This is a genomic window from Rhodococcus aerolatus (assembly GCF_054783215.1).
The window spans coordinates 1-21,893 of record NZ_BAAGQZ010000015.1; the positions used below are offsets into that span (position 1 = coordinate 1).

Here is a 21,893-nt window from a genome sequence, read left to right on the forward strand (position 1 = left end):
TCGCCCGAAGCCTGCTCGAGACCGGCGGCTTCAGACCCCAACTCCTACACCCCCGATTGGGATGAGCCACGTTGTCGGTGCTGCGGGTATGACATTGGACGATTTGCTAGCAGCCTGAATGAACGTAGATATTGCCGATATTTAAAGTGGGTAGGGATACCCAAGGGTTGGTAGCCACCTGGCGCGAGTGTCCATTCAAGCCAGGTGGCTACTTTTATGCCCAAATGCCGATTCAGTTGTGAACGTGCAATCTCAATAGATTGCAGTGGGCCAGGTGCCTACTAGTTTGCCGTTGCAGGTCGGGTACCTCACGGGATTAAATCTAATCTTTTGAGGTACAGACAATGACCGTAACAACAAACGTTGCAAATGAACTAATCCAGACCACAGTTGCAAAGATTCTTGTGCAGCCACTAGAGCAGGCAAGCACTTTCTTGCAGCAGGGTCCGACTATCTTTAATACCTCGGGACCGTTAAAGGTTCCCAGCCTGACTCAGACTGCGCAGCCGGTGGGGTTCGTGGGCGAGTCGGCAAGCATTCCATTTTCAGATGTTGATTTCGGTGAGGTAAGCCTTATGCCGTCGTCAATGCAGTCGATCAAGACAATTCTTAAATTTTCGAATGAAATGGCCCGTCAGTCAGTCGTGGCTTTGGACCAGGTGCTGAAGCAGCGTCTTGTTTCTGACGTTGCTACGAAGTTGGATCAGCAGTTGTGGTCTGATTCGACTACAGCCACGCAGCCGCTCGGAATCGGTGGCTACTCAGGCGTTCAGACAATCGTTAAGTCAAACGCGACCGTGACGCTCGAATGGCTGCTGGATATGTGGGGCCTTGCACTATCTGCAAATGTCAACACTGCCGCGTTGAAATTCGTGATGACGCCGAACCAGTGGCTGAAATTGCGGAAGTTGGTTGACGGCCAGGCTCGCTTTCAGTTGGAGCCAAACCCAAGCGCGCCGGGTAGTTTTACACTCTTTGGCATTCCGGTTGTGGTTACCAACTTCCTGCCTCAGCAGGGAACTACGACTAAGACAGAGACAATTTACTTGGTCGATTTCTCGCAGATTGCCGTTGCCCGTGACTTGGCACCGTCCGTCACAGTGCTAAAGGAAACATTTGCCCAGACTGACGAGGTTGGGCTACGTGTTGTGACTCGTTACGACGCAAAGCCCTTGAACCCGAAGGCCGTTGTAAAGATGAGCGGGCTTACCGCATGAGTCAGATTCCGACTGGCGCGGACGTGCTTGCCTACCTTGGCTGGCCGTCCGCGCCGGAACTCATTGCCCAGGCCGACCAGCACGTTGAGACGGTCAAGATGCTGGCATTGGCCCACACGCGCGGTCGGGGCCTGGTGGACGTGTTCGGTGCGTGCGATGACGCCTTTGGTGCCGTCATCCTGTCCGCCGCCGCCCGCAGCCTGAGCAACCCGAGCCACGCGCGGCGCATTGAGGCGGGCAGTTACAACGAGGTCGGCGGCGTGTTCAGCGGGTGGACGCTGGTCGAGAGAGTCGTGCTCGACGGTCTGCGCCGGACCGCAGGCTGACGCTCTGTAGGTTGTTTGACCGACAGCCCGGGTCTCTAGATATTTCCCCCGTAGAGACCCGGGCTGTCGTGTGCCGTCAGGTGTCGCGCACTTAGTCGGTGCTCCGTGGGACTGTCGAAACGCGCAAGTTGCGCAGCCGGTCTCTTCGCGGGGATCGGTGAGGTTTGGAAGGGCCACGATGTCTGCAATGACGCCCGAGCAGGGCTTGCTGTTCGAGACAGTGCTGTCTGCCGCTGAGGCCGTGACGCATGGGGACCTAGACGAAATGAACCGAGTGATCGAGGAATGCGCAAACACGCAGGAACTAACCGCGCTCACCTACGGCATGGTGGGCTTGCTAGTCATCGGGCTGGCCGAAGCCTCAGGCGTTCCCCCGGAGAACGCGTTCGCAGAGTTCCGCAGCCGAGGGCTGGCTCTCTTCGATGACTGACTACCAGCCGCGCTGACGCCACTCGCCCAGACTGGGACGCTCGACGCCAAGATTCGTGTCACGCCCGTGGCCGGGGTAGACGACCGTGCTGTCCGGCAGCACGCCGAAGACGCGGCTCTCCAAGTCGTCCATCAGGCTCGTGAAGTCCTCAGGGCTTGTTGTCCTTCCAGGACCCCCAGGGAACAGCGAGTCCCCGGTGAACAGGTGCAGGTCGTCGCCCGCGCGCAGCAGCAGCGCGACCGAGCCCGGGGTGTGCCCCCGCAGGTGGATGACCTCGAGGGTGAGCCCGCCCACCTCGACGGTGTCGCCGTGGGCGAGCTCGCGGTCGGGGGTGACGGGCAGCGCCGCGGCGTCGGCGGCGTGCGCGGCGGTGGGGGAGCCGTGGCCCCCGACGACGTCGGCGAGGGCCTGCCAGTGGTCGCCGTGCTGGTGGGTCGTGACCACCAGGGCCAGCTCGGGGGCGTGCTCGTCGAGCAGCTCGGTGAGCCGGTCCGCGTCGTTCGCGGCGTCGATGAGCAGGGACTTGCCGCTGGCGTCGTCCACCACGAGGTAGGCGTTGTTGTCCATCGGTCCCACCGACATCTTGGTGATGGAGCCGCCGGGGACCTGCTTGCGCTGCGGGGCGCCGCCGGGGGTGACCGTGCCGGTGTAGTCGTCGAGCTGCATTCCGGGCACGCTACCGCCGGACCCGCCCGGTGGCGCACAGCACCGCTGCGGCTCGGCGGGTTCGTGTCGGTGCCCGCCCCTACGATGGGACGGCCCCCGCCGGGTCCCGCGAGCAGTGCCGCGAGCGAGCCGGCCGACGGCGGTGGGCGTGCGGCGTGGACCCGCCGACCTGCACCACCCCTGACCGAGAGGAACCCTGTGGCCGACCGCCTGGTGATCCGCGGAGCCCGTGAGCACAACCTGCGCGGCGTGGACCTCGACCTGCCCCGCGACGCCATGATCGTGTTCACCGGCCTGTCGGGCTCCGGCAAGTCCAGCCTGGCGTTCGACACCATCTTCGCCGAGGGCCAGCGCCGCTACGTCGAGTCGCTCTCGGCGTACGCGCGGCAGTTCCTGGGCCAGATGGACAAGCCCGACGTCGACTTCATCGAGGGCCTCTCGCCGGCGGTGTCGATCGACCAGAAGTCGACCAACCGCAACCCCCGCTCCACCGTGGGCACGATCACCGAGGTCTACGACTACCTCCGGCTGCTCTACGCCCGCGCCGGCACCCCGCACTGCCCCGTCTGCGGCGAGCACATCTCGCGGCAGACCCCGCAGCAGATCGTCGACCAGGTCCTCGAGATGGAGGAGGGCGCGCGCTTCCAGGTGCTGGCCCCCGTGGTCCGCACCCGCAAGGGCGAGTTCGTCGACCTGTTCGAGTCGCTGCAGCAGCAGGGCTACGCCCGGGTCCGCGTCGACGGCACGGTCCACCCGCTGACCGACCCCCCCAAGCTGAAGAAGCAGGAGAAGCACGACATCGAGGTGGTCGTCGACCGCCTCAGCGTCAAGCCGACCTCGAAGCAGCGGCTCACCGACTCGGTGGAGACCGCGCTGCGCCTGGCCGAGGGCGTCATCGTCCTCGACTTCGTCGACCTCGAGGAGGACGACCCGGCCCGCGAGCGGCGCTTCTCCGAGAAGATGGCCTGCCCCAACGGGCACGCCCTGGCGGTGGACGACCTGGAGCCGCGCTCGTTCTCGTTCAACTCCCCGTACGGCGCGTGCCCGGAGTGCGTCGGGCTGGGCGTGCGCAAGGAGGTCGACCCCGAGCTGGTCGTCCCGGACGACGAGCTGAGCCTGGCCGACGGCGCCATCGCCCCGTGGGCCGGCGGGCAGAACGCGGAGTACTTCGGCCGCCTGCTCACCGGCCTGGCCGACGCCATGGCCTTCGACGTGCGCACCCCGTGGAAGAAGCTGCCGGCGAAGGCGCGTCGCGCGGTGCTGGAGGGCAGCAGCGAGCAGGTGCACGTCAAGTACCGCAACCGCTACGGCCGCACCCGGTCCTACTACGCCGCGTTCGAGGGCGTCATGCCCTTCCTGCACCGCCGCATGGACCAGACCGAGTCGGAGTACATGAAGGAGAAGTACGACGGCTACATGCGGGAGGTGCCCTGCCCCGCCTGCCAGGGCACCCGGCTCAAGCCGGAGATCCTGGCCGTCACCATGGCCAGCGACGAGTTCGGGCCCAAGTCCATCGCCGAGGTGTGCGCCCTGTCGGTCTCCGACTGCGCCGAGTTCCTCAACGGGATGACCCTCGGCGGCCGCGAGGCCGTCATCGCCGGGTCGGTGCTCAAGGAGGTGCAGGCGCGGCTGGGCTTCCTGCTCGACGTCGGCCTGGAGTACCTCTCCCTCGACCGCGCCGCCGGCACGCTCTCCGGCGGCGAGGCCCAGCGCATCCGGCTGGCCACCCAGATCGGGTCCGGCCTGGTCGGGGTGCTCTACGTGCTCGACGAGCCGTCCATCGGGTTGCACCAGCGCGACAACCGACGCCTGATCGACACGCTCACCCGGCTGCGCGACCTCGGCAACACCCTCATCGTCGTCGAGCACGACGAGGACACCATCCGCACCTCGGACTGGGTCGTCGACATCGGCCCCCGCGCCGGCGAGCACGGCGGCAAGGTCGTCCACAGCGGGTCCTACGCGGACCTGCTCACCAACACCGAGTCCATCACCGGGGCCTACCTGTCGGGTCGCGAGACCATCCCGGTGCCCGCCCGGCGTCGCAAGGTCGACCGCAAGCGCCAGCTGACCGTCGTCGGCGCGCGCGAGCACAACCTGCACGGCATCGACGTCAGCTTCCCGCTCGGCGTGCTGTGCACGGTCACCGGCGTGTCCGGCTCGGGGAAGTCCACCCTGGTCAACGACATCCTCGCCACGGTGATGGCGAACAAGCTCAACGGTGCCCGCCAGGTGCCGGGCCGCCACACCCGCGTCAACGGCCTCGACCAACTCGACAAGCTGGTGCAGGTCGACCAGTCGCCCATCGGCCGCACCCCGCGGTCCAACGCGGCCACCTACACCGGGGTGTTCGACAAGATCCGCACCCTGTTCGCCGGCACCACCGAGGCCAAGGTCCGCGGCTACCAGCCGGGCCGGTTCTCCTTCAACGTCAAGGGCGGCCGCTGCGAGGCGTGCTCGGGCGACGGCACGCTCAAGATCGAGATGAACTTCCTGCCCGACGTCTACGTGCCGTGCGAGGTCTGCCACGGGGCGCGCTACAACCGCGAGACCCTCGAGGTGCACTACAAGGGCAAGACGATCGCCGAGGTGCTCGACCTGCCCATCGAGCAGGCGGCGGAGTTCTTCGAGCCCATCAGCTCCATCCACCGCTACCTCAAGACCCTCGTGGACGTCGGTCTCGGCTACGTCCGGCTGGGCCAGCCCGCGCCGACGCTCTCCGGTGGCGAGGCGCAGCGCGTCAAGCTGGCCGCCGAGCTGCAGAAGCGCTCCACCGGGCGCACCGTCTACGTGCTCGACGAGCCGACGACGGGCCTGCACTTCGAGGACGTCCGCAAGCTGCTCGGGGTCGTCGACGGGCTCGTCGAGAAGGGCAACTCGGTGTTCGTCATCGAGCACAACCTCGACGTCATCAAGACCTCGGACTGGGTCATCGACATGGGCCCCGAGGGCGGCTCGGGCGGCGGCACCCTGGTCGCGGAGGGCACGCCGGAGCACGTCGCCACCGTCGAGGCCAGCTACACGGGCAGGTTCTTGCGCGACGTGCTGCCCGCGGTGGAGCAGGCCCCGGCCCGGCGCCGCAGCGGGTCGGGCGGCAGCACCCGCCGCCAGGCCGCGGTCGCGCGGTAGCGCGGCGGGTCAGACCGGGCCGGTCAGCTTCTCGCCGGGGGCCTGGCCGGGCTCGTCGGGGTGCACCGACGACTCCCGGAACGCGCGCTGCAGCGCCTGCAGGCCGTCGCGCAGCGGGGCGGCGTGGAAGCCGAGGTCGGCGCGCGACGCGGTGACCAGCCCGGCGAGCGCATCGATGAGCCGGCGGGCCTCGTCGAGGTCGCGGTGCGGGCTGCGGTCGGGGTCGGCGTCACCGAGGCCCAGCTTCTCGGCCGCAGCGGACATGAGCATCACGGCCGCCCGGGTGATGACCTCGACGGCGGGCACCTCGGCCAGCTCCCGCGTGGTCGGCTCGCCGGCGGCCGAGGTGGGACCGGGTGCGGTGGGTTCGGCGTCGCTGGACATGCGCACCAGCGTGGCACCCGGTCCGGCCGCACGTGCACGGGGGTGATCGCGGCACCTCGCACCTGGTAGCCTGGGGACACGACCGCCCGGGATCCGTCCCGGGCAGCAAGTGGAGCCCCGCTCCCACCCCTGGACGACGTGACCGGCGCGAGCCGGCCCAGCAGTGCAGAGGTCCGGTCACCACCTCGCGGTGGAGCGTCCCCGACGGGGACCGACCGGTCGACACGGGCCCCGCACGCCACCGGCGTCGGGGCCTCGTTCGTGGGCAGGACGACGCTCGGTCGTGACAGCACGTCAGTGAACCGAGGAGGCCCCATCAGCGCTGAGACCCGCATCAACGACCGCATCCGCGTCCCGGAGGTCCGACTCGTCGGACCCAACGGTGAGCAGGTGGGGATCGTCCGCGTGGAAGACGCACTCCGCCTGGCCGTGGAGGCCGATCTCGACCTGGTCGAGGTCGCCCCCGAGGCCAGGCCGCCGGTGTGCAAGCTCATGGACTACGGCAAGTTCAAGTACGAGACCGCGCAGAAGGCGCGCGAGTCCCGGAAGAACCAGCAGATGACCGTGGTCAAGGAGCAGAAGCTCCGGCCCAAGATCGACTCGCACGACTACGAGACCAAGAAGCGCAACGTGGTCCGGTTCCTCGAGGCCGGCCACAAGGTCAAGGTCACGATCATGTTCCGCGGACGCGAGCAGTCCCGCCCCGAGCTGGGGTTCCGGCTGCTGCAGCGCCTCGGCGCGGACGTCGTCGACCTCGGCTACGTGGAGACCTCGGCCAAGCAGGACGGCCGCAACATGACCATGGTCCTCGCCCCGCACAAGGGCGCGAAGACCCGGGTCAAGGCGCAGCAGGGCGTGGACTCCGCGTCCGGCTCCGGCTCGACCACCCCGGTCTCGCCCGCGGACGCACCGCCGCCCACGGCCGCCACCGAGGCCGTGTCCGGGGCCACCACCCAGGCGCCAGCACCAGCCCAGGGCTGAGCGCGCCGCCCGTCCGCCCCCCACCGGGGCGGGCGGCGGCGCCTGCCCACCGACGCACCACCGACGACAGGGACGAACCATGCCCAAGATGAAGACGCACAGCGGCACCTCCAAGCGCGTGAAGGTGACCGGCAGCGGCAAGCTGCGTCGCGAGAAGGCCAACAAGCGCCACCTGCTCGAGCACAAGTCGAGCAAGCGCACCCGCCGCCTCGCCGGCACCACGGACATCGCCCCGAACGACGTCAGCCGCGTCAAGCGCCTCCTCGGCCGCTGACCGGTCCCCCCGCACGACCCACCCGGGCGGCTGAGCCCAGCCCGCCGCCCCTGACGACAAGGATCTACCTGTGGCACGCGTGAAGAGGGCCGTCAACGCCCAGAAGAAGCGTCGCACCGTCCTCGAGTCGGCCAGCGGCTACCGCGGGCAGCGCTCGCGGCTGTACCGCAAGGCCAAGGAGCAGATGCTCCACTCGATGACCTACGCCTACCGGGACCGCCGGGCGCGCAAGGGCGAGTTCCGCAAGCTGTGGATCCAGCGCATCAACGCTGCGGCCCGCGCGAACGACATGACCTACAACCGCTTCATGCAGGGCATCAAGGCCTCCGGCCTCGAGGTCGACCGCAAGGTGCTGGCCGACCTGGCCGTGCACGACCCGGCCGTCTTCGCCACCCTGGTCGAGCTGGCCAAGGCCAGCCTGCCCGGCGACGTCAACGCGCCCGCCGTGGACGCCGCCTGAGCACCGAGCGCCCAGCGCACGACCGACGACCCGCGGACCCGTTCACCGAACGGACCCCGCGGGTCGTCGCCGCTGTGAAGCTCCACCGCAGCGCCGCGCGCCGCGAGCGGGGCCAGTTCCTCTGCGAGGGCGCCCACGCGGTCGGCGAGGCGCTGGCCGCCGGCGCGGTCCGGGAGCTGTTCGTCACCGCCTCCGCCGCCGCCCGGGAGGCCGACCTGCTCGCGGCGGCCACGGCCGCGGGTGCGCTCGTCAGCCCGGTCACCGAGCGGGCGGCCGCCGCGCTGTCCGACACCGTCACCCCGCAGGGCCTCGTCGCCGTGTGCGCCACCGTCGACGCCGCCCTCGACGCCGTGCTCGACGCCCGACCGCGGCTGCTCGCCGTGCCCGTCGACGTCGGCGAGCCCGGCAACGTCGGCACCGTGGTGCGCGTGGCCGACGCCGCCGGGGCCGACGCGGTGGTGCTGGCCGGAGACTGCGTCGACCCGCACAACGGCAAGGCCGTGCGGGCCAGCACCGGCAGCCTGTTCCACCTGCCCGTGGTCCGCGAGCGCGCCACCGCGACCGTGCTGGCCGGGCTGCGCCGGGCCGGGGTGCAGGTGCTGGCCACCGCCGCCGACGGCGAGGCCGAGCTGTGGTCCGCCGCGCTCGACCTGCGCCGGCCCACGGCGTGGCTGCTCGGCAGCGAGGCCCACGGCCTGCCCGCCGACGTGGCCGCGGCCGCCGACGCCCGGGTGCGCATCCCCGTGCACGGCCGCGCCGAGAGCCTGAACCTGGCCGTCGCAGCCGGGCTCTGCCTCTACGCGAGCGCGCAGGCGCAGCGCACCTGAGCGCCGGGGCGCGGCGCAGCTGAGCGCCCGCCCGGCCGGGGGGTGGCCGGACCCGGCCGGGCCACCCGCGATACTGGTGCCCGTGTCCGGAACCAACGACCCCTACGACCCCAAGCAGGTCGCCACGCTGCAGCCCGCCGCGCTCGAGCAGGCCCGCGCCGACGCCGAGCAGGCGTTCGCCGCCGCCGGCACCCTCGACGAGCTCGCCGCGGCCCGCACGGCGCACCTGGGGGACCGCTCGCCGGTGCTGCTGGCCCGCCGCGAGCTCGGTGCGCTGCCGCCCGCCGCCCGGTCCGACGCGGGCAAGCGGGTCAACGAGGTCCGCCAGGCCGTGCAGGCCGCGCACGACGCCCGCCGCGAGACCCTCGCCGCGGAGCGCGACGCCGCTGTCCTCGTCGCCGAGTCGGTCGACGTCACCCTGCCCGCCTCGCGCCGCCCGGCCGGGGCACGTCACCCCATCACGGCGCTGCAGGAGCAGGTGGCCGACGTCTTCGTCGCCATGGGCTGGGAGGTCGCCGAGGGCCCCGAGCTCGAGACCGAGCACTTCAACTTCGACGCGCTGAACTTCCTGCCCGACCACCCCGCGCGCACGATGCAGGACACCTTCCACGTCGCCCCCGAGGGCTCCCGGCAGGTGCTGCGCACCCACACCAGCCCGGTGCAGGTCCGCTCGCTGCTGACCCGCGACCTGCCGCTGTTCGTGGTGTGCCCGGGCCGGACGTTCCGCACCGACGAGCTCGACGCCACCCACACCCCGGTGTTCCACCAGATCGAGGGCCTGGCCGTCGCCGAGGGGCTGACCATGGCCCACCTCAAGGGCACGCTCGACGCGTTCGCCCGCGCCATGTTCGGCCCGGAGTCGCGCATCCGCATGCGGCCCTCCTACTTCCCGTTCACCGAGCCGTCCGCGGAGCCCGACGTGTGGTTCCCGCAGAAGAAGGGCGGTGCCGGCTGGGTGGAGTGGGGTGGCTGCGGCATGGTCAACCCCAACGTGCTGCGCGCCTGCGGCGTCGACCCGGAGCGGTACTCGGGCTTCGCGTTCGGGATGGGCATCGAGCGGACGCTGATGTTCCGCAACGGCATCTCCGACATGCGCGACATGGTCGAGGGTGACGTGCGGTTCACCCAGCCCTTCGGCGTCCAGTACTAGCCGCCTGCGGCCCCCGCCCCCGCACCCCCGACCGAGAGAGCGTGACCTGACGTGCGAGTTCCCCTGTCCTGGCTGGCCGACGAGCTGGCGCTGCCCACGCAGCAGCCCGACGAGGTCGCGGACGCCTTCGTGCGGGTCGGCCTCGAGGTCGAGGAGGTCGCCGGCCTCGGCCCCGTGACCGGTCCGCTGGTCGTCGGCCGTGTCGCCGAGGTCACCGAGCTCACGCAGTTCAAGAAGCCGATCCGGTTCTGCCGGGTGGAGGTGGGGGAGGACGAGCCCCGCGGCATCGTCTGCGGCGCCCGCAACTTCGCCGTGGGCGACCTCGTCGTCGTCGCCCTGCCCGGCGCGGTGCTGCCCGGGGACTTCCGCATCGCCGCCCGGACCACCTACGACCACGTGTCCGACGGGATGATCTGCTCGGCCCGCGAGCTGGGCCTCGGCACGGACCACGCCGGGATCATGGTGCTGCCCCCCGCCACGGCCGAGCCGGGCGCGGACGCCCACGCGGTGCTGGGCCTCGACGACACCGTCATCGACCTCGCCATCACCCCCGACCGCGGCTACTGCTTCTCGGTGCGCGGGCTGACCCGCGAGCTCGCCAGCGCGTTCGGCGTCCCCCACACCGACCGCGGCGCCGGCCCCGCCCCGGACGCCGACGGCCCGTCCTGGGACGTCACCGTCGACGACGACGCCCGCTGCACCCGCTTCACCGCGCGCCGCGTCACCGGCCTCGACCCCGCCGCCCGCACCCCGTGGTGGCTGGCCCGGCGGCTGCTGCTGGCCGGGGTCCGCCCCATCTCGCCCGCGGTCGACGTGACCAACTACGTCATGCTCGAGCTCGGCCACCCCCTGCACGCCTTCGACGCCGACCGGGTCACCGGGGGCCTGCACGTGCGCGTCGCCGCCGCGGGGGAGCGCCTGACCACCCTCGACGGCGCGGTGCGCACCCTGGTCGACGGCGACGTCGTCATCAGCGACGACACCGGGCCGGTGTCGCTGGCCGGGGTCATGGGCGGGGCGAGCACCGAGGTCCACGACGGCACCACCACCGTGCTGCTCGAGGCCGCGGTGTGGGACACCGTGCTCATCGCCCGCACCGCGCGGCACCACAAGCTGCCCAGCGAGGCCAGCCGCCGCTACGAGCGCGCCGTCGACCCGGCGCTGTCCGCCGTGGCGCTCGACCGGGCCGCGCACCTGCTCGCCGACATCGCCGGCGGCACCGTCGAGCCCGGCCGCACCGACGTCGGCGGCGTGCCCGTACCCGCTGACGTCGTCGTGCCCGTGGACCTGCCCGACCGCGTCGCGGGGACGACCTACCCCGTCGGGGCGGCCGCCGCGCGGCTGGCCGAGATCGGGGCCACCGTCGTCCCCGAGCAGGCGCCGGACGGCACCGCGCTGCTGCGGGTCACCCCGCCCACGTGGCGGCCCGACCTCACCCAGCCCGCCGACCTCGTCGAGGAGGTGCTCCGCCTCGAGGGCTACGACGCGATCCCCTCGGTGCTGCCCGCGGCGCCCCCGGGCCGCGGGCTCACCCCGGTGCAGCGCCGGCGCCGGGCCGTCTCCCGGGCCCTGGCCGCGGCCGGCTGCACCGAGGTGCTGCCGTCGGTCTTCCTGCCCGCCGGGGTGTTCGACGCGTGGGGCCTGGCCGACGACGACCCGCTGCGGCGGACCGCGGCCGTGCTGAACCCGCTGGAGGCCGACCGGGGCCGGCTCGCCACCACGCTGCTGCCCTCGCTGCTCGAGGCGCTGACCCGCAACGTCTCCCGCGGGCAACGCGACGTCGCCCTGTTCTCGGTGGCCCAGGTGGTGCTGCCCGACGGCGAGCCCGAGCCGGTGGACCGCCTCGCCGTCGACCGCCGCCCCAGCGAGGACGAGCTGGCCGCGCTGGCCGCCTCGCTGCCCGCGCAGCCGGTGCACGTCGCCGCCGTGCTCGCCGGCCGCTGGGAGCCGGCCGGCTGGTGGGGCCCGGGCCGGGCCGCCGAGGTGCACGACGCGATCGCGCTGGCGCAGGTCGTCGCCTCGGCCGCCGGCGTCACCCTGGTCGCCGAGGCGGGGGAGCGCGCCCCCTTCCACCCCGGCCGCTGCGCCCGGCTGCGGGTCGGGGAGCAGGCCGTCGGCTGGGCCGGTGAGCTGCATCCGGCCGTCGTCGAGCGCTCGGGGCTGCCCGCCCGCACCGTGGCCGTCGAGCTGGACCTCGACGCGCTGCCGCTGGCGCCGGTGCTCCCTGCTCCGGCCGTCTCACCGTTCCCGCCGCTGCTGCAGGACGTCGCCGTGGTGGTCGACGACGCGGTCCCCGCCGAGTCCGTGGCCGACGCGCTGCGCGTCGGCGGGGGTGCGCTGCTGGAGGACCTGCGGCTGTTCGACGTCTACCGCGGCGCGCAGGTCGGCGAGGGTCGTGCGTCGCTGGCGTTCGCGCTCCGCTTCCGCGCCCCCGACCGCACGCTGACCGAGGACGAGGCCAGCGCGGCCCGCGACGCGGCCGTGGCCGAGGCCCACCGGGTGACAGGGGCGACGCTCCGCGGCTGAGCCCCCGGTGTGGATGCGCTTGCATGATCGTGCATAATTGTTCGCATGACGACACGGGTCGCGGTGGCCGGCGCGAGTGGCTACGCCGGGGGTGAGCTGCTCCGCCTCCTGCTGGGGCACCCCGAGGTGGAGATCGGGGCGCTGACCGCGGGGGGCAGCACCGGCAGCCGGCTCGGCGAGCACCAGCCGCACCTCGTGCCGCTCGCGGACCGCGTCATCGAGGACACCAGCGTCGCCACGCTCGAGCAGCACGACGTGGTGTTCCTCGCCCTGCCCCACGGCTACAGCGCCGCCCTCGCGGGCAAGCTGCCCGCCTCCTGCGTCGTCATCGACTGCGGCGCCGACTACCGGCTCACCGACCCCGAGGCCTGGGTGCGGTTCTACGGCGGGGTGCACGCGGGCAGCTGGCCGTACGGCATGCCCGAGCTGCCCGGTGCGCGCGAGCAGCTGCGCGGCGCCACCCGGGTCGCCGTCCCCGGCTGCTACCCGACGGCGGCGAGCCTCGCGCTCGCCCCGGCGCTGGCGGCCGGGCTCTGCGAGCCCGACGTCAGCGTGGTCGCGGTGAGCGGCACCTCCGGGGCGGGCCGGGCGGCGAAGACCTCGCTGCTGGGCTCCGAGGTGATGGGCTCGGTCAGCGCCTACGGCGTCGGTGGGGTGCACCGCCACACCCCCGAGATGGTGCAGAACCTCTCCGCCGTCGCGGGCGGCCCGGTCCGGGTGTCGTTCACCCCCGTCCTGGCCCCCATGCCGCGCGGCATCCTCGCGACCTGCTCCGCGGCCACCACGGCGGACGAGGAGACGGTGCGCGCGGCGTACGCGGCCGCGTTCGCCGACGAGCCGTTCTGCCACCTCCTGCCCGCCGGCACGTTCCCCACCACGGGCTCCGTGCTCGGGTCGAACACGGTGTCGGTCGGGGTGGCGGTGGACGCCGACGCCGGCCGGCTCGTGGTCGTGGCCGCGATCGACAACCTGACCAAGGGGACCGCGGGCGCGGCCGTGCAGTGCATGAACCTCGCCCGCGGCCTGCCGGAGACCACCGGCCTGAGCACCGTGGGAGTGGCACCGTGACCAGCACCGGCACCGGCACGAGCACCGGCACCGTCGGGCGTGACCGGGGGGTGACCGCCGCGGCGGGGTTCAAGGCGGCGGGCGTCGCCGCCGGGCTCAAGGCCTCCGGCGCGCTCGACGTGGCGCTGGTGCTCAACGAGGGCCCCGACCTCGCCGCGGCCGGGGTGTTCACCCGCAACAAGGTGCAGGCCGCGCCCGTGCTGTGGAGCAGGCAGGTGCTCTCCCACGGCGCCGTGCGCGCCGTCGTCCTGAACTCCGGCGGCGCCAACGCGTGCACGGGCTCGCCCGGGTTCGTCGACACCCACACCACCGCGGAGCGGCTCGCCGCCACGTTGAGCAGCTGGGGCACCGAGACGGGGGCGGCCGAGGTCGCGGTGTGCTCCACCGGGCTCATCGGAGACCGGCTGCCCATGGACCGGCTGCTGCCCGGGGTCGACGAGGTCGTCCACGAGCTCGCCGGCGGCCTCGTCGGGGGCCTCGACGCCGCCCGCGCGATCATGACCACCGACTCCGTGCCGAAGCAGGCCGCGCTGCACGCCGACGGGTTCACCGTGGGCGGCATGGCCAAGGGCGCCGGCATGCTCGCCCCGTCGCTGGCCACCATGCTCTGCGTCGTCACCACCGACGCCGTGGCCACCCCGGCCGACCTCGACGCCGCGCTGCGCGCCGCCACCGCCGCCACCCTCGACCGGCTCGACGTCGACGGCGCCACCTCCACCAACGACACGGTGCTGCTGCTGGCCTCCGGGGCGAGCGAGCACACCCCCGACCCGGCGACGCTCACCGCCGCGGTGACCGCGGTGCTCGACGACCTCGCCGAGCAGCTGATGGCCGACGCGGAGGGCGCCACCAAGCACGTCACCATCACCGTCTCCGGCGCGGCCAGCGAGGACGACGCCCTGGCCACCGCCCGCACGGTGGGCCGGGACAGCCTGGTCAAGACGGCGCTGTTCGGCTCCGACCCGAACTGGGGCCGCGTCGTCGCCGCGGTGGGGATGGCCCCCGCCGTCGTCGACCCCGACCGCATCGCCGTGTCGTTCGACGGGGCGCCGGTGTGCGTCGACGGGGTCGGTGCCCCGGGGGCCCGGGAGGTCGACCTGTCCGGGCAGCGCATCAGCCTGGAGATCGACCTCGGCGTCGGGGAGCACGCGGCGAGCATCCGCACCACGGACCTGAGCCACGGGTACGTCGAGGAGAACTCGGCGTACAGCTCGTGAGCACGCCGGGGGAGAAGGCCGAGGTCCTCGTCGAGGCGCTGCCGTGGCTGCAGCGCTTCCGCGGCAAGGTCGTCGTGGTCAAGTACGGCGGCAACGCCATGGTCGACGACGAGCTCAAGCGCGCCTTCGCGCAGGACGTGGTGTTCCTGCGCACCGCGGGGGTGCACCCCGTCGTGGTCCACGGCGGCGGCCCGCAGATCAGCGCCATGCTCAGCCGGCTCGGCCTGCAGGGCGAGTTCCGCGGCGGCCTGCGGGTGACGACCCCCGAGGTGATGGACGTCGTCCGGATGGTGCTGTTCGGCCAGGTCGGCCGCGAGCTCGTCGGGCTGCTCAACGCCCACGGCCCGCTCGCCGTCGGGCTGTCCGGGGAGGACGCGCACCTGCTCACCGCCGCCCGCCGGGGCGCCACCGTCGACGGCGAGACCGTCGACGTCGGGCTTGTCGGGGACGTCGTCGCCGTCAACCCCGACGCGGTGCTCGACCTCGTCGCCGCCGGACGCATCCCCGTCATCTCCTCGATCGCCCCCGACGTCGACGGCGTGGTGCACAACGTCAACGCCGACACCGCCGCGGGCGCGCTCGCGGCGGCGCTCGGGGCGGAGAAGCTCGTCGTGCTCACCGACGTCGAGGGCCTCTACACCGACTGGCCCGACCGGTCCTCGCTGCGCTCGCAGATCACCGCCGACGAGGTCGAGGCGCTGCTGCCGGGCCTCGACGCCGGGATGGTCCCCAAGATGGAGGCCTGCCTGCGCGCCGTGCGCGGCGGCGTCCCCACCGCCCACGTCATCGACGGCCGCACCCCGCACGCGGTGCTGCTCGAGCTGTTCACGACCGAAGGGATCGGCACCATGGTGACCGAGGACCACACCGGGGCCACCCCGTGACCGGGGCCGGCACCGCCGCGCTGCAGGAACGCTGGCGCGCCAGCCTGATGGACAACTACGGCACCCCGCCGCTGGCCCTGGTCCGCGGGTCGGGGGCGGTGGTGACCGACGCCGACGGCCGCGACTACCTCGACCTGCTCGGTGGCATCGCCGTCAACGCCCTGGGCCACGCCCACCCCGCGGTGGTCGCTGCCGTCACCGAGCAGATCGGCACGCTCGGCCACGTCTCCAACCTGTTCCTCGCCGAGCCGTCAATCCGGCTCGCCGAGGAGCTGCTGGCCCACGTCGGCACCCCCGGTCGGGTGCTGTTCACCAACTCCGGGGCCGAGGCCAACGAGGCGGCGTTCAAGCTCGCCCGGCTCACCGGCCGGCCGCGGATCATCGCCGCGGAGGGCGCCTTCCACGGCCGCACCATGGGCGCGCTCGCGCTGACCGGGCAGCCCGCCAAGCGGGCCCCGTTCGAGCCCATGCCCGCCGGCGTGGAGTTCGTCCCCTACGGCGACGCCGCCGCCCTCGAGGCCGCCGTGGACGGTGACACCGCCGCGGTCTTCCTCGAGCCGGTCCAGGGCGAGGGCGGCGTCGTCGTCCCGCCCGAGGGCTACCTGGCCGCGGCCCGCGAGGTCACCCGCCGCCACGGGGCGCTGCTGGTGCTCGACGAGGTGCAGACCGGGATCGGGCGCACCGGCACCTTCCTCGCCCACCAGGCGGCGGGCATCGTCCCCGACGTCATCACCCTGGCCAAGGGCCTCGGCGGCGGCCTGCCCATCGGCGCCTGCCTGGGCCTCGGGGATGCCGCGGACCTCATGGGCCCCGGCCAGCACGGCACCACCTTCGGCGGCAACCCCGTGTGCTGCGCGGCCGCGCTGGCCGTCCTGGACACGCTGCGCGAGGAGGACCTCGTCGCCCACGCCGCCGCGGTGGGCAAGGAGCTCGCCGGGGGGATCGAGGCCCTGGGGCACCCGCTGGTCGACCACGTGCGCGGTCGTGGGCTGCTGCTCGGCGTGGTGCTCACCGCGCCCGCCGGCCCCGCCGTGGTCACCGCGGCCCGCGACGCCGGGTTCCTGCTCAACGCCACCGGGCCCGACGTGGTGCGCCTCGCCCCGCCGCTGGTCCTGACCCACGAGCAGGTCCGCCACGTCCTCGCCGCCCTGCCCGCCGTGCTCGACACCGCAGCCCAGGAGGCCGGCTCGTGAGAAGGCACTTCCTCCGCGACGACGACCTCACCCCGGCCGAGCAGGCCGAGGTGCTCGACCTCGCCGCCGCCCTCAAGGCTCAGCCGTTCTCCCGGCGCCCCCTCGAGGGCCCGCGCGGCGTGGCCGTCATCTTCGAGAAGAGCTCGACCCGCACCCGGGTGTCCTTCGAGGTCGGGGTGGCCCAGCTCGGCGGGCACGCCGTCGTCGTCGACGGCCGCACCATGCAGCTGGGCCGGGAGGAGACCATCGACGACACCGCGCGGGTGCTCTCCCGCTACGTCGAGGCCGTGGTGTGGCGGACCTTCGCCCAGAAGCGGCTCGAGCTCATGGCCCACGGGGCGAGCGTGCCCGTGGTCAACGCCCTGTCCGACGAGTTCCACCCCTGCCAGGTGCTCGCCGACCTGCAGACCGTGCGCGAGCGCAAGGGCACCACCGCGGGGCTGCGCATGACCTACCTCGGCGACGGTGCCAACAACATGGCGCACTCCCTGCTGCTCGGCGGGGTCACCGCGGGAATGCACGTCACCGTGGCAGCACCGGAGGGCTTCGACCCGGACCCGGCCGTGCTCGACGACGCCCGGCGCCGGGCGGCCGAGACCGGCGGCAGCGTGGCCACCACCACCTCCGCCGAGGCCGGGGCCGACGGGGCGGACGTCCTGGTCACCGACACCTGGACCTCCATGGGCCAGGAGGACGACGGGCTCGACCGGGTGCGGCCCTTCCGGCCGTTCCAGGTCAACCCGGGCCTCGTGGCCCTTGCCGCGGCCGACCCGGTGGTGCTGCACTGCCTGCCCGCGCACCGCGGCGACGAGATCACCGACGAGGTGCTCGACGCCCCCGGCAGCGCGGTGTGGGACGAGGCCGAGAACCGGCTGCACGCGCAGAAGGCCCTGCTCTGCTGGCTGCTGGACCGCGGGTGACCGCGGTGGCACCACCGCTGTCCCGCACCGCGCGCCAGGCGCGGGTGGTCGCGCTGCTCGCCGAGCGCACCGTGCGCAGCCACGCCGAGCTCGCCGCGCTGCTCGCCGCCGAGGGCGTCGAGGTCACCCAGGCGACCCTCTCGCGCGACCTCGACGACCTCGGGGCCGTCAAGCTGCGCGGGGTCGACAGCGGGTCCGGGCGCTACGTGGTGCCCGAGGACGGCAGCTTGGTGCAGCGGGTCGTCAACGGGGCCGTCGAGGGCGGCACCGAGCGGCTGGCGCGGCTGCTCGACGACGTCCTCGTCGCCACCGACCACAGCGGCAACCTGGCCGTGCTGCGCACCGTGCCCGGTGCGGCCCAGTACCTGGCCAGCGCGGTCGACCGGGCGGCACTCGCCGGTGTCGTCGGCACCATCGCCGGCGACGACACCGTCGCCGTCATCGCCCGCGAGCCCCACACCGGCGCCCAGCTCGCCGACACCCTGGCGGGCCTGGCCCGCCGGGTCGGACCCACCCCCCCGCAGCACGAGGAGCACCCCCGCCATGCCTGACGCCGGCCTGCCCACCCACCTCGCCGGGGGACGGTCGTGAGCGCGCTGTGGGGCGGGCGGTTCGCCAGCGGGCCCGCGGAGGCCATGGCGGCGTTGAGCAAGTCGACCCACTTCGACTGGGTGCTCGCCCCGCACGACGTCCGCGCCTCGCAGGCCCACGCCCGGGTGCTGCACGCCGCGGGCCTGCTCACCGACGCCGACCTGGCCACCATGCTCGACGGGCTGGGCCGGCTGGCCGACGACGTCGCCCGGGGCGCGTTCACCCCCGCCCCGGACGACGAGGACGTGCACTCGGCGCTGGAGCGCGGCCTCATCGAGCGGGTCGGGCCGGAGGTCGGCGGCCGGCTCCGGGCGGGTCGTTCCCGCAACGACCAGGTGGCCACCCTGTTCCGGATGTGGCTGCGCGGCGCCGTGCGGGTGGTCGCCGGCGGGGTGCTCGACGTCGTCGACGCACTTCTCGGGCAGGCCGCGGCCCACCCGGACGCGGTGATGCCCGGGCGCACGCACCTGCAGCACGCCCAGCCCGTCCTGCTCGCGCACCACCTGCTCGCCCACACCCACCCGCTGCTGCGCGACGTCGACCGCGTCCGCGACCTCGACGCGCGGTTGGCGGTGTCGCCGTACGGGTCGGGGGCGCTGGCGGGCTCCTCGCTGGGGCTCGACCCGGCCGCGGTCGCCGCCGAGCTCGGGTTCGACCGGGCCGCGGAGAACTCCATCGACGCGACCAGCTCGCGGGACTTCGCCGCCGAGGCCGCCTTCGTGCTCGCCATGGTCGCCGTCGACCTGTCCCGGCTGGCCGAGGAGGTCATCCTCTGGTCGACCGCCGAGTTCGGCTACGTGACGCTGGCCGACGCCTGGTCGACGGGGTCGTCGATCATGCCGCAGAAGAAGAACCCCGACGTGGCCGAGCTGACGCGGGGCAAGTCGGGCCGGCTGATCGGCAACCTGGCCGGGCTGCTGGCCACCCTCAAGGCGCAGCCGCTGGCCTACAACCGGGACCTGCAGGAGGACAAGGAGCCGGTCTTCGACTCCGTCGCCCAGCTCGAGCTGCTGCTGCCCGCCGTCACCGGCCTGGTGGCGACCCTGGACTTCCACACCGACCGCATGGCCGAGCTCGCCCCGGCCGGCTTCACCCTGGCCACCGACGTGGCGGAGTGGCTGGTGCGCCAGGGGGTGCCGTTCCGGGTCGCCCACGAGGCGGCCGGGGGCTGCGTGCGCGCCGCGGAGGGCCGGGGGGTGGGCCTGGCCGAGCTGACCGACGACGAGCTGGCCGCGGTCGACCCGCACCTGACCCCGGCGGTGCGCGACGTGCTCACCGTGGCCGGGTCGGTCGCTTCCCGCGACGCCCTCGGCGGCACCGCGGGGGTGCGGGTGGCCGAGCAGCTGGCCGGGGTGCGCGCCCGCTCCGCCGAGCTGCGGCCGTGGACGAGCGCGACCGCCTAGCCGGAGCGCCGCCGCGCTCGGCCCGTGCGCTGCTGGGCGCGGTGCTGCACGGTCGCGGTGTCAGCGTGCGGCTCGTCGAGGTGGAGGCCTATGGCGGCGCGGACGACCCGGCGTCGCACGCCGTGCGCGGCCCCACGCCCCGCAACGCGGTGATGTTCGGCCCGCCCGGGCACCTCTACGCCTACCTGTCCTACGGGATCCACACCTGCGTGAACGTGAGCACGGGCTTCACGGGCACCGGTTCGGCCGTGCTGCTGCGGGCCGGCGAGGTGGTGGCCGGGTCCGACGTCGCGGGGTCACGACGTCCGGCGGCCCGACGCCCGGCGGACCTGGCGCGCGGGCCGGGCAACCTCGCCGCCGCCCTGGGGCTGACCCTGGCCGACGACGGGACGGACCTGCTCGCCGCCGGCGCCGGGCTGCGCCTCGAGCTGGGTGCCCCCGCCCGGGGCGTCCGCCGCGGCCGGCGGGTGGGGGTGTCGGGGGCGGCCGACGTCGCGTGGCGGTTCTGGGTGCCGTCCCCGGCGGTGTCGGCCTACCGGCGCAGCCCGCGCGCGCCCGGCTGACCCGGGGTGCGGGAGGATCGCGGTCGTGGCCGAACCCCGCGAACACATCCTCGACGAGCTCGCCTGGCGCGGGCTCCTCGCCCAGCACACCGACCTCGACGCCCTGCGCCGTGACCTCGACGCCGGGCCGGTGACCCTCTACGCCGGCTTCGACCCCACCGCGGCGAGCCTGCACGCGGGCCACCTGGTGCAGGTGCTGACCCTGGTGCGGCTGCAGCGGGCGGGGCACCGTCCCGTCGTGCTCGCGGGTGGGGCGACCGGCCAGATCGGGGACCCGCGCGAGGTGGGGGAGCGCGTCATGCAGTCCCGCGAGCAGGTTGCCGAGCAGACCGAGCGCATCGCCGCCCAGCTGGCCCGGTTCCTGGAGTTCGACGACTCCCCGACGGGCGCGGTGGCGGAGAACAACCTCAGCTGGACCGGCTCGCTGTCCACCGTGGACTTCCTCCGCGACGTGGGCAAGCACTTCTCGGTCAACGTCATGCTCGCCCGGGACACGGTCAAGCGGCGCCTCGAGGGTGACGGGATGTCGTTCACGGAGTTCAGCTACGTGCTGCTGCAGGCCCACGACTACCTGCAGCTGCACCGCAGGCTCGGGTGCGCGCTGCAGATCGGCGGGTCCGACCAGTGGGGCAACGTGGTCGCCGGGGTGGACCTGGTGCGCCGCGTGGAGGGCGCCACGGTGCACGCGCTGACCACCCCGCTGGTCACCGCGGCCGACGGCACCAAGCTGGGCAAGTCCACCGGGGGCGGCAGCGTGTGGCTGGACCCGGAGCTGACCAGCCCGTACGCCTGGTACCAGTACTTCGTGAACACCGCCGACGCCGACGTCGAGCGCTACCTGCGGTGGTTCACCTTCCTGGGGGCGGACGAGATCGCCGCGATCGCCGCGGAGACGGCGGAGCGCCCGCAGCTGCGGACGGGGCAGAAGCGGCTCGCCGCCGAGCTGACCACGCTGGTGCACGGCGAGGCGCAGACGCGGGGCGCGGAGCTCGCCAGCCAGGCGCTGTTCGGCCGGGGCGAGCTGCGCGACCTCGACGAGCCGACCCTGGTCGCCGCCCTGGCCGAGGCGGGGACGACGGAGGTGGCCGCCGCGGACCGGCCGACGGTGGTGGAGCTGCTGGTGGCGAGCGGGCTGTGCGCCAGCCGCGGCGCGGCGCGGCGGGCCGTGGGGGAGGGCGGGGTCTCGGTGAACAACGCCAAGGTGGCGCAGGAGAGCTGGTCCCCGGCACCGGAGGACCTGCTGCACGGCGCCTGGCTCGTGCTGCGCCGTGGGCGGCGTCACACGGCCGGCATCCGGGTGCGTCGGGACTGAAAGGGCCCACCGTCGCCGCCGACGGCAGCCTGACCTGCAGGTTTCGTGCGGGTTACGAGCAGGCGACAGCGCTGTGCTGGGCGTTTGACCTCAGCCGCCCGGCTGGGTAACTTTCTCCTTGCACCGCGAACAACGGGTGCGACACCCGGTAGGACGCACCGGACGAGAGTCCGGGGTCGGACGGTGTCGCAGACGAGGTCCGGTCGCCACCCAGGACCGGGGACTTGCTTCCTCGGAACCAGGGTGTGTAGGTTGGAGTGGTTGCCCCGCTTGCGGGATCTGGTTCTTGGGACTGGGTTCTGGCGTGTGGGTGTGTTCTTTGAGAACTCAACAGTGTGTCGATGAATGTCAGTGCCAAATTTATGTTTTGTG

General features: G+C 73.1%; 21 protein-coding genes. 19 read left to right on the plus strand and 2 right to left on the minus strand.

All coding sequences use genetic code 11. The features are described from left to right. Positions 1–344: 344 nt before the first annotated feature. From ACYVOF_RS06965 to ACYVOF_RS06975, 3 genes are all read left to right on the plus strand, one after another. On the plus strand, positions 345–1,217 hold the full coding sequence (locus ACYVOF_RS06965; RefSeq protein WP_460865055.1) for a phage major capsid protein: 873 nt from the start codon (positions 345–347) through the stop codon (positions 1,215–1,217). Next, a complete protein-coding gene (locus ACYVOF_RS06970) occupies positions 1,214–1,543 on the plus strand; it encodes a hypothetical protein (RefSeq protein ID WP_460865057.1) in 330 nt (109 codons plus the stop codon). Before ACYVOF_RS06965 ends, ACYVOF_RS06970 begins: the two co-directional genes overlap by 4 nt. Before the next feature lie 187 nt (positions 1,544–1,730). After that, positions 1,731–1,973 (plus strand): hypothetical protein, encoded by a 243-nt coding sequence (locus ACYVOF_RS06975; protein WP_460865058.1) that lies wholly within the window; start codon positions 1,731–1,733, stop codon positions 1,971–1,973. Here the strand turns inward: ACYVOF_RS06975 and ACYVOF_RS06980 are convergent, their stop codons facing one another. Then, positions 1,974–2,639: an MBL fold metallo-hydrolase gene (locus ACYVOF_RS06980; RefSeq protein WP_460865060.1), complete on the minus strand. Its 666-nt coding sequence runs from the start codon at positions 2,637–2,639 to the stop codon at positions 1,974–1,976. A 198-nt stretch (positions 2,640–2,837) separates the two neighbouring features. Between ACYVOF_RS06980 and uvrA the strand changes: the two genes are divergently transcribed. Then, the gene (gene uvrA / locus ACYVOF_RS06985; RefSeq protein ID WP_460865061.1) at positions 2,838–5,768 is read left to right on the plus strand and encodes an excinuclease ABC subunit UvrA; all 2,931 of its coding nucleotides are present in this window, start codon (positions 2,838–2,840) and stop codon (positions 5,766–5,768) included. Between the two features lie 9 nt (positions 5,769–5,777). On the opposite strand, the gene ACYVOF_RS06990 is transcribed toward uvrA, so the two are convergent. Then, positions 5,778–6,152: a DUF1844 domain-containing protein gene (locus tag ACYVOF_RS06990; RefSeq protein WP_460865062.1), complete on the minus strand. Its 375-nt coding sequence runs from the start codon at positions 6,150–6,152 to the stop codon at positions 5,778–5,780. A gap of 297 nt (positions 6,153–6,449) precedes the next feature. Here ACYVOF_RS06990 and infC point away from each other — a divergent pair, with 297 nt between their 5' ends. From infC to tyrS, 15 genes are all read left to right on the plus strand, one after another. Then, a complete protein-coding gene (infC, locus tag ACYVOF_RS06995; RefSeq protein ID WP_460865064.1) occupies positions 6,450–7,133 on the plus strand; it encodes a translation initiation factor IF-3 in 684 nt (227 codons plus the stop codon). Between the two features lie 79 nt (positions 7,134–7,212). Next, complete coding sequence (gene rpmI, locus ACYVOF_RS07000) at positions 7,213–7,407, plus strand: 50S ribosomal protein L35 (protein WP_460865066.1); 195 nt, start codon at positions 7,213–7,215, stop codon at positions 7,405–7,407. Positions 7,408–7,477: 70 nt separating this feature from the next. Next, a complete protein-coding gene (gene rplT, locus ACYVOF_RS07005) occupies positions 7,478–7,867 on the plus strand; it encodes a 50S ribosomal protein L20 (RefSeq protein WP_460865067.1) in 390 nt (129 codons plus the stop codon). Beyond that, entirely contained in the window at positions 7,864–8,694 is an 831-nt protein-coding gene (locus tag ACYVOF_RS07010) for a TrmH family RNA methyltransferase (RefSeq protein ID WP_460865083.1), read from the plus strand. Before rplT ends, ACYVOF_RS07010 begins: the two co-directional genes overlap by 4 nt. Before the next feature lie 127 nt (positions 8,695–8,821). Beyond that, positions 8,822–9,844, plus strand: a complete 1,023-nt coding sequence (gene pheS / locus ACYVOF_RS07015; RefSeq protein WP_460865085.1) for a phenylalanine--tRNA ligase subunit alpha — start codon at positions 8,822–8,824, stop codon at positions 9,842–9,844. Positions 9,845–9,895: 51 nt separating this feature from the next. Beyond that, complete coding sequence (gene pheT, locus ACYVOF_RS07020; RefSeq protein WP_460865069.1) at positions 9,896–12,370, plus strand: phenylalanine--tRNA ligase subunit beta; 2,475 nt, start codon at positions 9,896–9,898, stop codon at positions 12,368–12,370. 45 nt (positions 12,371–12,415) lie between these two features. Further along, entirely contained in the window at positions 12,416–13,438 is a 1,023-nt protein-coding gene (gene argC, locus ACYVOF_RS07025; protein WP_460865071.1) for an N-acetyl-gamma-glutamyl-phosphate reductase, read from the plus strand. Then, positions 13,435–14,655: a bifunctional glutamate N-acetyltransferase/amino-acid acetyltransferase ArgJ gene (gene argJ, locus ACYVOF_RS07030; RefSeq protein WP_460865072.1), complete on the plus strand. Its 1,221-nt coding sequence runs from the start codon at positions 13,435–13,437 to the stop codon at positions 14,653–14,655. The genes argC and argJ overlap by 4 nt, the downstream gene beginning before the upstream one ends. Beyond that, entirely contained in the window at positions 14,652–15,539 is an 888-nt protein-coding gene (gene argB, locus ACYVOF_RS07035) for an acetylglutamate kinase (protein ID WP_460865073.1), read from the plus strand. The genes argJ and argB overlap by 4 nt, the downstream gene beginning before the upstream one ends. After that, positions 15,536–16,732: an acetylornithine transaminase gene (locus ACYVOF_RS07040; RefSeq protein ID WP_460865075.1), complete on the plus strand. Its 1,197-nt coding sequence runs from the start codon at positions 15,536–15,538 to the stop codon at positions 16,730–16,732. Before argB ends, ACYVOF_RS07040 begins: the two co-directional genes overlap by 4 nt. Beyond that, on the plus strand, positions 16,729–17,652 hold the full coding sequence (argF, locus tag ACYVOF_RS07045) for an ornithine carbamoyltransferase (RefSeq protein WP_460865077.1): 924 nt from the start codon (positions 16,729–16,731) through the stop codon (positions 17,650–17,652). The genes ACYVOF_RS07040 and argF overlap by 4 nt, the downstream gene beginning before the upstream one ends. Next, complete coding sequence (locus tag ACYVOF_RS07050; RefSeq protein WP_460865087.1) at positions 17,628–18,203, plus strand: arginine repressor; 576 nt, start codon at positions 17,628–17,630, stop codon at positions 18,201–18,203. The genes argF and ACYVOF_RS07050 overlap by 25 nt, the downstream gene beginning before the upstream one ends. Before the next feature lie 36 nt (positions 18,204–18,239). Next, positions 18,240–19,646, plus strand: coding sequence for an argininosuccinate lyase (argH, locus tag ACYVOF_RS07055; RefSeq protein ID WP_460865079.1), 1,407 nt, complete (start codon positions 18,240–18,242; stop codon positions 19,644–19,646). After that, positions 19,625–20,209 carry a DNA-3-methyladenine glycosylase gene (locus ACYVOF_RS07060; RefSeq protein ID WP_460865081.1) on the plus strand — a complete coding sequence of 195 codons (585 nt, stop codon included), beginning with the start codon at positions 19,625–19,627 and terminating at the stop codon, positions 20,207–20,209. Before argH ends, ACYVOF_RS07060 begins: the two co-directional genes overlap by 22 nt. 25 nt (positions 20,210–20,234) lie before the next feature. Further along, on the plus strand, positions 20,235–21,521 hold the full coding sequence (gene tyrS, locus ACYVOF_RS07065; protein ID WP_460865082.1) for a tyrosine--tRNA ligase: 1,287 nt from the start codon (positions 20,235–20,237) through the stop codon (positions 21,519–21,521). The last annotated feature ends 372 nt before the right edge of the window (positions 21,522–21,893 follow it).